This is a genomic window from Rahnella sp. GSA61A, assembly GCF_019969905.1.
GTDB lineage: Bacteria > Pseudomonadota > Gammaproteobacteria > Enterobacterales > Enterobacteriaceae > Rahnella > Rahnella aceris.
In genome coordinates this window covers 41,468-51,155 of record NZ_JAHXYO010000022.1, presented here as the reverse complement: position 1 = coordinate 51,155, position 9,688 = coordinate 41,468, and the positions used below count along the sequence as shown (strand labels likewise).

At 52.1% G+C, this 9,688-nt stretch carries 11 protein-coding genes; 6 read left to right on the top strand and 5 right to left on the bottom strand.

Annotated elements, in window-relative coordinates:
* Positions 1-325 precede the first annotated feature (325 nt).
* From LC431_RS21835 to LC431_RS21820, 4 genes are all read left to right on the top strand, one after another.
* A complete protein-coding gene (locus LC431_RS21835; protein WP_037035205.1) occupies positions 326-1,156 on the top strand; it encodes a gamma-glutamyl-gamma-aminobutyrate hydrolase family protein in 831 nt (276 codons plus the stop codon).
* Complete coding sequence (locus LC431_RS21830) at positions 1,153-1,698, top strand: D-alanyl-D-alanine carboxypeptidase family protein (RefSeq protein ID WP_015689419.1); 546 nt, start codon at positions 1,153-1,155, stop codon at positions 1,696-1,698. Before LC431_RS21835 ends, LC431_RS21830 begins: the two co-directional genes overlap by 4 nt.
* Before the next feature lie 51 nt (positions 1,699-1,749).
* On the top strand, positions 1,750-2,304 hold the full coding sequence (locus LC431_RS21825) for a GNAT family N-acetyltransferase (protein WP_112152341.1): 555 nt from the start codon (positions 1,750-1,752) through the stop codon (positions 2,302-2,304).
* A 162-nt stretch (positions 2,305-2,466) separates the two neighbouring features.
* Complete coding sequence (locus tag LC431_RS21820; RefSeq protein ID WP_223510328.1) at positions 2,467-3,651, top strand: sugar transporter; 1,185 nt, start codon at positions 2,467-2,469, stop codon at positions 3,649-3,651.
* A gap of 75 nt (positions 3,652-3,726) precedes the next feature.
* Here the strand turns inward: LC431_RS21820 and LC431_RS21815 are convergent, their stop codons facing one another.
* Positions 3,727-4,143 carry a DUF2000 domain-containing protein gene (locus LC431_RS21815; protein WP_119261274.1) on the bottom strand — a complete coding sequence of 139 codons (417 nt, stop codon included), beginning with the start codon at positions 4,141-4,143 and terminating at the stop codon, positions 3,727-3,729.
* A 132-nt stretch (positions 4,144-4,275) separates the two neighbouring features.
* On the opposite strand from LC431_RS21815, the gene LC431_RS21810 reads away from it, so the two are divergent.
* On the top strand, positions 4,276-4,752 hold the full coding sequence (locus tag LC431_RS21810) for an Lrp/AsnC family transcriptional regulator (RefSeq protein WP_112197510.1): 477 nt from the start codon (positions 4,276-4,278) through the stop codon (positions 4,750-4,752).
* Positions 4,753-4,806: 54 nt separating this feature from the next.
* Here the strand turns inward: LC431_RS21810 and LC431_RS21805 are convergent, their stop codons facing one another.
* The 4 genes from LC431_RS21805 to LC431_RS21790 form a co-directional block, all read right to left on the bottom strand.
* Positions 4,807-5,910, bottom strand: coding sequence for an amidohydrolase (locus LC431_RS21805; protein WP_013574122.1), 1,104 nt, complete (start codon positions 5,908-5,910; stop codon positions 4,807-4,809).
* A gap of 47 nt (positions 5,911-5,957) precedes the next feature.
* Positions 5,958-6,425 carry a YjiG family protein gene (locus LC431_RS21800; protein ID WP_013574121.1) on the bottom strand — a complete coding sequence of 156 codons (468 nt, stop codon included), beginning with the start codon at positions 6,423-6,425 and terminating at the stop codon, positions 5,958-5,960.
* Positions 6,418-7,098 (bottom strand): nucleoside recognition domain-containing protein, encoded by a 681-nt coding sequence (locus LC431_RS21795; protein ID WP_013574120.1) that lies wholly within the window; start codon positions 7,096-7,098, stop codon positions 6,418-6,420. The genes LC431_RS21800 and LC431_RS21795 overlap by 8 nt, the downstream gene beginning before the upstream one ends.
* A gap of 364 nt (positions 7,099-7,462) precedes the next feature.
* Complete coding sequence (locus tag LC431_RS21790) at positions 7,463-8,602, bottom strand: M20 family metallopeptidase (RefSeq protein ID WP_131638648.1); 1,140 nt, start codon at positions 8,600-8,602, stop codon at positions 7,463-7,465.
* Between the two features lie 128 nt (positions 8,603-8,730).
* Here LC431_RS21790 and LC431_RS21785 point away from each other — a divergent pair, with 128 nt between their 5' ends.
* The gene (locus LC431_RS21785) at positions 8,731-9,636 is read left to right on the top strand and encodes a LysR family transcriptional regulator (protein WP_037035253.1); all 906 of its coding nucleotides are present in this window, start codon (positions 8,731-8,733) and stop codon (positions 9,634-9,636) included.
* Positions 9,637-9,688 lie beyond the last annotated feature (52 nt).

Sequence of the window (9,688 nt, the reverse complement as noted above, 5' to 3'; positions counted from 1 at the left end):
TTAAGAATTTCTATTTCTATCAGCAGGATGAATTATACCCGCTAATTTATCCTTTCGAGGCATCTAATGTTAATCACTAAATGAGAATGAATATTGAAGACCGCAACAAAAAAGCATCAGGAAGTGTCAACGAAGACCGGAATTTTGTCAGGAAAACGCGGAGTTAGTGCGGAAAATGCACTGAGATCCCACCCGAACAGGTGAGAAAACCAGAGCTAAATCCTGAAAATATGACCTATAGATAATTTATATTGTTTGCGCCGACCACGGCTTGATATGGTGAAATTTCTGATTGTTTTTCATTTCCATGCAGGGACTCAGGCGAATGCAGACAAAATTTCAATCCAGACCGGTCATTGGGGTAACGCTCGACAGCGAGGAAGCCGGTGGTTATGCCGATTATCCCTGGTACGCCTTACGTCAGAACTATATGAACAGCCTGGCGGAACTGGGTGCGGTGCCGCTGGCGTTGCCACATCACGCGGCGCTGGCCGATGAATATCTGGCGCTGTGTGACGGCATTGTCGTGACCGGCGGGGCGTTTGATGTACCGCCTGAACTGTTTAATGAGCAACAAACCAGTGATCAGGTTCGCCTGAAACCCGCCCGCACCGAATTTGAAAAAGCCATTGTTAAAGGTGCCATGCAGCGCAATATGCCGCTGCTCGGGATTTGCGGCGGCCAGCAACTGCTTGCCGTATTAACCGGCGGCACGCTGCATCAGCATATTCCCGATGCGCTGCCCGATGCCCTGGAGCACAGCACGACTGTTGACACCGAAAACGCGGGCGGCAAAAAACGCGCGCGTCACCCGGTAGAAATTGTTGAAGGTTCACTGCTCAGCCGCTGCGTAGATCGTGACCATTACGTCGTGAACAGCTCACACCATCAGGCAGTGAAATCCGTCGGCCCCGGCTGTATCGTCAATGCTTACGCACCCGACGGCGTGATCGAAGGCATTGAATGTGAAGGCTATGATTTCTGTCTTGGTGTGCAATGGCACCCTGAATATCAGCAACATGCGCAGGATACTCAGCTTCTTAATGCATTTGTTGTTGCCGCTTCGCGCTATCAGCAGTCGATGCGCTCAGCAGGTAAGGCGATGACGGAAGCCATGAATGATGTGATCGGCCGTGCGGGAGACGAACCGGCATGAACCCGGCGGCACTGAAATCGCAAACGGAACAGATACTGCGGGAACTGCATATCGACCCGGCGGTTATCGCACATCGTACGCTGCCGTATTTTGAGGAAGTAAGTGAGCACTTACTGGTGGAGGCGGAAACGGATGCCGAAAGCGGTAAAATATACCGTCTGACCGCCCCCGCCTCTGCCGCCTGGCATACCATGAGACAGCAGGCGGCTACTGACGGCGTGGGGATTTATCTGGTTTCCGCCTACCGCAGCCTGAATTATCAGGCTGATTTAATCCGCGCCAAACAACTGGCAGGCATCGCCCCGGAAGATTTCTTTACCTCGCTGGCGCCGCCCGGATGCAGCGAGCATCACACCGGCTGCGCCGTGGATATCAATACGCCGGGCTGCGACGAAGTGACCGGCGTTTTTGGTGAAACAGAAGCTTTTCAGTGGCTGCAAAGCCACGCCGCCGGATTCGGTTTTGTGATGTCATTCCCGCTGAACAATCCCTGGGGATTCATTTATGAACCGTGGCACTGGTGCTGGCATTCCAATTCCTGATGAATCCTCTACACTTACCGCCCTCTCCGCTACAGGCTTTAAGGGACCACCATGGAACTCGCCGTCACGAACGCTGATTTTTACCTTAAAATTTTGGGGCCGGAAGACACGGCTGTCGTTCATGCTTATTTTCGCGATAACGCCACGCATCTCGCGCCGTGGGAGCCTTTGCGGCCAGCGAACTTTTACGCGCCTGAAACCCTGCGGGTCCGTCTGAGCAATGCTTTTGATGAAGCGGCCTGCGGTACGGCATTCCAGTTTGGCATCATCAGCCGTGAAACCGGTGACATGCTCGGTGCCTGCAATTTTACCGGCATCGCCCGCGGTCCTTTTCAGGCCTGTCATCTGGGATATTCGGTCGCGGAAAACCAGCAGGGAAAAGGACTGATGCATCGGTCGCTGACAACCGCCATTGATTACCTGTTTCGCGAGCAGGGTCTGCACCGCATTATGGCCAGCTATATTCCGGACAATCATAAAAGTGAGCGCGTACTACTGCGTCTGGGCTTTGAACGCGAAGGGTATGCGAAATCATATCTGAAAATTGCCGGTTGCTGGCAGGATCACGTACTGACTTCCCTGATCAATCCTCACGACAATGCGTGAGGAACATCACAGTTACCATCACTAAAATTGTCGCCTGAAGATTTATCTGATAGGCCAATTTTCTGTTTCATTTTTCGAACAAATAAAACACACTATGCGTTCAACAGGCATCTGGCAGACAGATGCCTGATTTCAACATCTTCTTATAAGTCATAAATTTCAATGCAATCAGATACCGTTTCGCGCAGGACAGCATGGCTTCGCGTTGTGATGATGGCTATTGCCGCATTCATCTTCAATACCACTGAATTTGTGCCCGTCGGATTACTCTCCGACATCGCCGCCAGTTTTAATATGCAGACAGCACAGGTTGGCCTGATGCTGACCATTTACGCGTGGGTCGTCGCGCTGATGTCTCTGCCGCTGATGCTGCTGACCCGCAACGTTGAACGAAAGCGCCTGCTGATCATCATCTTTTGCCTGTTTATCGCCAGCCATGCGTTATCTGTCGTCGCCTGGGATTTCTGGAGTCTGGTGGCCTCGCGCGTCGGTATCGCCCTCGCCCACGCCATTTTCTGGTCGATCACCGCCTCACTGGCGATCCGTGTGGCACCGGCCGGTAAAAAAACACAGGCACTCAGTATGTTAGCGACCGGCACCGCACTGGCAATGGTGCTCGGCTTGCCGCTGGGTCGTCTTATCGGTCAGTATCTTGGCTGGCGAACCACCTTTATGAGCATCGGCATCGTTGCGCTGATGACACTGATTTGTCTGATTAAACTGCTGCCGCCGCTGCCAAGTGAACATACCGGCTCACTGAAAAGCGTGCCGATGTTGTTCCGCCGTCCGGCGCTGGTCGGTATGTATCTCCTGACTGCGCTGATAGTGACCGCTCACTATACGGCATACAGTTATATCGAACCGTTTATCCAGAGTGTTGCCAACATGGGTGAAAACTTCACCACTTTCCTGCTGCTGATTTTCGGCGGCGCGGGTATTCTCGGCAGCATTGCGTTCAGTTTACTTGGCAACCGTTTCCCGGCAGCCATGCTCAGCGGCCCGATCCTGCTGGTCACGCTTAGCATGCTCCTGTTGTTTGCGGCGGTGATGAATCCGGTCGCGATTTCAGTGCTGTGTATTATCTGGGGACTGGCGATGATGATTATCGGCCTGGCAATGCAGGTGCGCGTGCTGGCGCTGGCGACCGACGCCACCGACGTGTCAATGGCGCTGCTTTCCGGTATTTATAACATCGGTATCGGTGCCGGCGCGCTGATCGGTAATCAGGTGAGTTTGCATCTGGAAATGAGCAACATCGGCTACGCCGGTGGCCTGATCGGCTGCATTGCGTTCGTCTGGTGTCTGACGATTTTCAAACGCTATCCGCAACTGAAAGCGACGAGCTGAATACGGATTAGCGCAAAACTCAGACCGAATACCATCCCTGTATTCGGTCTTTTTTATATCTGTATCTTCAACACATTAGCGCAATAATTTCAGGTTTCCCGTCAGCGATTTAATCCACTTTTCCGGCCCCACCAGCCCGACACCGTCGATCACTTCATCGTATAAATCCCGCAACGGGAACGTCATTTCGTATTGCTCAAACTGATGCATCGTGCGCGCAAATGCCGGGAACGGCACCACGCCGCGCTCGCCTGCTGCGTCCAGTGCTTTAAACATCAGCGCCTTAATGTGATCGGGCGTGGCCTGCAGAATGGGCAGCGGAGTTTTAGAGATAGTATCGGTCGTGACACCCTTTGCGTCAGTCAGCGAACTGCCCGCCAGCATCGGGAATTTTGCCGCTAATCCGATGCCAATTACGCCTGCCGTGTTCGCCAGTAATCCCGGCGGAAGTTCGGGATTGAGAATAATTGCCACCCGCAGTTTATCTGCCATTTTTGCGCCCTTTTCATCATTATTGATGACAAAAATGATAGCGCCTGGCCGCTGAAAGGTGCTTTCTTTTCCCGCCGTAAAATGCCCTAATCTGGTTATCTCTTTCTTTAAATCACATTTAAAAGGCAGATTATGTCCATATCTGAAATTTCACCGGCAGACCTTCGCATTCTCAAACAACTTCAGGGTTCGGGCAGAATGACCAATCAGGAGCTGGCGGAAAAAGTGGGCATGGCCGCTTCTCCCTGCTGGCGGCGCATGAAACAGCTGGAAGACAGCGGCATAATCACCGGTTATCAGGCGAACATCGACAGGAAAAAAATCGGGCTGGGGTTGCTGGCATTTATCCGGGTGAAAATCGACAGTCACAGCGAGGAAGATGCGCAACGTTTCGAGCAGGAAGTGGGGGCGCTGCCTTCGGTGATTGCCTGTTACGCGATTGCCGGTGATGCGGATTTTCTGTTGCAGGTGGTCGCTAAAGATCTCGACAGTTTTTCCAGTTTCGCGATGGAAGTGGTGCGTCGTCTGCCGGGCATCAAAGAGATGCAAACCTCGTTTGTGCTCAGGGAAGTGAAACCGCTGGATGTGCTGCCGCTGGAGGGAATGTAAGGCAATGCCCGACAAAAGCCGGGCATGTTTTTAAACAATGACGCGCCGTAATGCTTATCCCAGCACTCTTTTCACGCAGCCTTTAAACACCCTGACACCAATGTCCAAAGCGTCGAGATCAAAGCGCATATCAGGATGATGCAGCCCGGGCGTGAGATTCGCGCCCAGTCCCCAGAACCCGGTTTTAATGGCCGGACGCTGGCGTGAATAGTGGAAGAAATCTTCACTGCCCGGTGTAAATTTCGGTTCAGTCAGGCCCTCTGCACCTAAAACTTCTGTAACAGATTCCGCGATAATCGCGGTCACGTCACTGTCGACTTCTGCCGCAGGCATCTCTTTCATCACATGAATTTCCGCGGTGGCACCCAGCGCCGCCACGCTGTGCTCAATCGCACGAATCACCTTTGCTTTCAGTTCATCCATCGGTTCATTGTGCTGCGAACGCAAATCCCAGCACACGCGGGCTTCCGCTGGCACAGAATTGGTCACACCCGCATCGCACAGGAAACGGGTGGCTTTCACGCTGTATGTCAGGCTCGGTGCCAGATGAATAGTATTCACTGCCTGAACCGCCGCCACGGCGGCATCCAGCGCGTTAATGCCCAGGTGCGGGCGCGCCGCGTGAGAAGGAACACCGGTGATAATCGCCTCCACCGTCGCACAGGCAGAGTAATACATTGCGGGCACCGCCTGCCCCATCGGGCACTCTTCAAGTGGCCGCACATGGAACCCCAGCAGCATATCCACATCATCAATGGCGCCCCCTTCCACCATGGCCAGGGCGCCGGTGCCCAGCTCTTCAGCGGGCTGAAACAAAATTTTCAGGCGGCCTTTTTTAACCATGCCTTCTTTCATGATTTCCTGCGCCGCTGCGAGCACGACAGAGGAGTGACCATCGTGGCCGCAGGTATGGCGCGCCACCAGCTCGCCATCAATGATATGGCCGAGTGCATCCATATCGGCACGCAGCGCCATGACCGGACCGGGCTTGCCGCTGTCGATTTCAGCGATAATTCCTGTGGTGCCGTTCACATGACGCGTGACGTTAAACCCCGCATCTTCAAGCGCCTGCGCGATATAAGCCGATGTTTTAAATTCGGTAAAACCCAGTTCAGGGATGAGATGTAAATGTTGATAATGTTCAATAGCTTTCGACACGGGTAAAGACTCCGGTAAATTCATTTTCAAAACAGTGCAATCGAAAATCAGGCAAAAATTCGCATCAGGATCATCGAAATAATGGCGTTCAGTACGCTGGTCAGCATCAGCAGAGGCCAGTATTTTTTCGGCACATCCGCCACGCCAAGCAGGCGTCCCATGTATTGCAACTGAGAACCCATCAGGAAAATTGCCGGTGCCAGGATGGTAATCTGCGTCATATCGAGCGTGCCTTTGGTCAGCAAACTGATGGCCACACCCGTACCCGCCGAAGACGATAGCCATGATGTGAGCAGCACGGTAACGGCTTCACCTGGCAATCCCAGCAACCCCATGAGTGGCGCGAAAATGTGCCCCACCAACGTCATTACGCCGAGCAGATTGAGCATTTCTGAAATGACGTAAGCCATTACCACGTTAGGCATCAGATTATTGATAGCAATATTGAAACCTTTACGGGCACCGACCACGAAAATATCGAACGGGTTTGAGGAAACTCGGGTGGCATTACTCATTTTCAAAATCTCTTTTATAAACGGTGTTCAACACAAAGCGGACAAATACCGCGCCGACAAATTTCATCACGAACATCACCACCAGCGGAATAATCACCGGCATGGTTAATGATGCAAACATAGCGGAACCGATGGAGAAATAGTTGTTGATCAGACCGGCACCGGAATATTGCCATGCGCCCATGATCACTACGTCTTTCTTTGTGACCTGTTTATTATCGTAAAGCTCTTTACTTAATGCAGCGCCGGCGTCAGTGCTTTGCAGATCGGTAATTAACGCCAGACCGGTGTGGCCGGGAATGCCTAATATCGGCTTAAGCAGTGGTGTTAATAATTTATGTGCAGCCCGGATAGCGCCGTAGTGCGTAAATATTTCTAATAATCCCAGTGCCAGCATGACCGTCGGCACCAGAGATAAGGCAAAAAGGAAACCGGCTTTCGCACTGACACCGCCCGCCCCGACAAACGTGCTGGTTTCACCTTTCATTGTACCGAACGAACCGCCCAGCGTGGTGAAGTCAAAGGCTCCCAGCCACGCCATGCCATCCACCTTTAAAAATGCACCAGAAAACAGCAGGATAACGACAATAAGCGACACGTATGCCCCCTTACCGACTTTCCACTCGTCCACCTCAGGGATGGCTCTCTGTTCTGATATTCGTGTGTCACTCATACTAACGTTCCTTCTCTGGTATCTGTCTGCAATAAAAAATCAGGAATACAATTCCTGTCAGTTTTCAATGAATGTCATGTGAGAAAACAGGTTATTCATTCAGCACCTGATTTCTGCTCATTTTTATTTTTAACCACAGACAAGAGAGCAGGAAACGTGCCAACTTTCACTTTTTAATAAACAGTAAAAATAGTTAAAAAACAGATAAAAAATAAAAAAGAAAAATAGCCCTCATCGTAATAAAGGCTTTTTAATAAAATCATTCAATCGCGATGAAATAACCCGAGATTCATTGCACCATTTTGGTTTATGACGCACCAATAAAGGGCCAGGTATTTTATTTCATGCACTGTTTATCAACATGTCATACGACTACTTCCCCACTGCCCAGAATTATTTCAGCAAGCAATGCTGCCCGCAGCGGAATATCATCAATAATAATATGTTCGTCCCGGGCATGAATGCCGGAGCCTGTCGCACCCAGTCCGTCGAGCGTGGGGATACCCAGCGCCGACGTAAAATTACCGTCGCTGCCGCCGCCGACCGCTTTGCCTTTCAGCGCAATTCCCAGCCGTTCAGCAGCATGCTGCGCCTGCAAAAAAAGCGCTAAATTCTGCGGTGTCTGTTCCATTGGCGGGCGGGACATCCCGCCGGTGACCACCACCTGCGCACCGGCAAGATGCGGCTGGCAATCTTTGATTGCCGCTTCCACGCGCGCGGCCTCTGCCATATTGGTCACACGTAAATCCACACCCAGTACGGCATGATCGGCGACCACGTTAATTTTACCGCCACCGCTTGCCAGACCGACGTTGACCGTCGTGCCAGCCTCTGGGGCATTCAGGCTGTGAAGGGCTAAAATCTGATGCGCCATTTCCTCAATCGCGCTGATGCCATCTTCCGGATTGTTGCCCGCATGGGCCGAACGACCGGTGATTTTCACTTCAAACCTGCCGGATCCTTTACGGGCAATTTTGGCCTCATGGGTACGCGCCACGGCCGGTTCGGCCACCAGAACCCGTCCGGAATCAGCAGCACATTGTTCAATCCATTTACGCGATGACGGGCTGCCGAGTTCTTCATCCGAAGGACAAATAAACTGAATGCGATGTGGCGACAGCGCGCCGGTTTGTACCAGCGCCCGCACCGCCCAGATTGCCTGCACCAGCCCGCCTTTCATATCCAGCACACCGGGCCCATATAAACGGCCGTCTTTTTCCACCATCTCCAGCTCACCGCATTCCCACACAGTATCGAAATGGCCAAGAATACTGGTCACCTGCGGCCCGTTACCGACACTGAACAGCAGATGATTGCCGAGTTTTTCCTGCGGGCAAACCTGTGCCTGCACATCCAGCCGCTCCGCCATGATGCTTTGCAGTACGTCTCCGCAACGGTCAACCGCCACTTTATTCAGCGAAGGGGATTCGGCCTGAACCAGGCGCTTTATATCACTGAGGATCAGCGAGGCATGTTGTTGCAGATAGTCATACACGGTTGGCATGAAATTTCCCGATGTCTGTTTTGTCGTCAATTTTGATTATCTACAACCCATCACATAATATAAATGTCGTTTCAATGACTATATTGTTGCCTTTTGGTCAACAGACACCGGGAACACCGATGAGCCAGATGTTTCACGAGAAGCAGATCAGTTATCTCTACGAGGTGGGGATCCAGGGTGGGATCCGCCGTGCGGCCGATATTCTGGGCGTCAACGCTTCGGTGATCAGCCGTCAGATCGCCCTGCTGGAACGCACACTGCAACTGCCCTTACTTGAACGCAGCGGACGCACAGTGGTGCTGACCGATGCCGGAAAACTGCTGGCGGATGATTTTTTTGAAAGCCGGATACGTCGCGAAAAACTGGAGCGGCATTTAAAAGATTTGCGCTATATGAAAGGCGGCGCAGTCACCATTCGCGTCGGTGCCGGGCTGGTTGATACGTTTGTCGAGCACGTACTGAAAAACTTTGCGACATCTTATCCCAATGTTTTTGTGGAAATTGTCGCAGGGAATATGCAGGAAACCCTGGCGTCGATTGTCCAGGGTGAGGCCGATATGGCACTGGCGTTTGGCCCGATTGGTAACCCGGAACTGAAGCGACACAGTTTTCCGTGGGGGCCGATCTGCGCAGTGGTCAATCCGCAGCACCCGATCGCACATCTGAAAACAGTCTCGATCGAAGAACTGAACAAGCACCCGCTGATTTCGCTCAGTGAGACGTTTGGTTTGCAACGCCACATGAACGCGATGTTCCAGAGCAAAGGTTTTTTGTTCACTCCTGCCTACCGCTGTAACCTGTTCTCGACGGCCATGAGCCTGAGCATTTCAGGCATGGGGATTTCCTTTATGAGCGCACAGGCGGCAGGTGAACGCATCGAGCACGACATTCTGGTGGCGGTTCCCATTGATCACCCTATCGCCACCGAAGCCCAGTGCCATTTATTGCGCAATTCAGACCGGCGTTTCACGCCCGCAGCGCATCATTTATGGCAGTTACTGCTGAATTTTTTCCAGAAACAAAATGAGCGGTAAGGCGTTTTGCAGTGCATGACAATTAGATAGTTATGCGGTAAAATTTACATAA

What these genes read in the sequence shown, in the direction of transcription:
- LC431_RS21785 (WP_037035253.1), top strand. Translation starts at nt 8,731, where the DNA reads ATGTTTCACGAGAAGCAGATCAGTTATCTCTACGAGGTGGGGATCCAG.
- LC431_RS21815 (WP_119261274.1), bottom strand. Translation starts at nt 4,143, where the DNA reads ATGGCAGATAAACTGCGGGTGGCAATTATTCTCAATCCCGAACTTCCG.
- LC431_RS21800 (WP_013574121.1), bottom strand. Translation starts at nt 6,425, where the DNA reads ATGAGTAATGCCACCCGAGTTTCCTCAAACCCGTTCGATATTTTCGTG.
- LC431_RS21810 (WP_112197510.1), top strand. Translation starts at nt 4,276, where the DNA reads ATGTCCATATCTGAAATTTCACCGGCAGACCTTCGCATTCTCAAACAA.
- LC431_RS21790 (WP_131638648.1), bottom strand. Translation starts at nt 8,602, where the DNA reads ATGCCAACCGTGTATGACTATCTGCAACAACATGCCTCGCTGATCCTC.
- LC431_RS21795 (WP_013574120.1), bottom strand. Translation starts at nt 7,098, where the DNA reads ATGAGTGACACACGAATATCAGAACAGAGAGCCATCCCTGAGGTGGAC.
- LC431_RS21835 (WP_037035205.1), top strand. Translation starts at nt 326, where the DNA reads ATGCAGACAAAATTTCAATCCAGACCGGTCATTGGGGTAACGCTCGAC.
- LC431_RS21830 (WP_015689419.1), top strand. Translation starts at nt 1,153, where the DNA reads ATGAACCCGGCGGCACTGAAATCGCAAACGGAACAGATACTGCGGGAA.
- LC431_RS21820 (WP_223510328.1), top strand. Translation starts at nt 2,467, where the DNA reads ATGCAATCAGATACCGTTTCGCGCAGGACAGCATGGCTTCGCGTTGTG.
- LC431_RS21825 (WP_112152341.1), top strand. Translation starts at nt 1,750, where the DNA reads ATGGAACTCGCCGTCACGAACGCTGATTTTTACCTTAAAATTTTGGGG.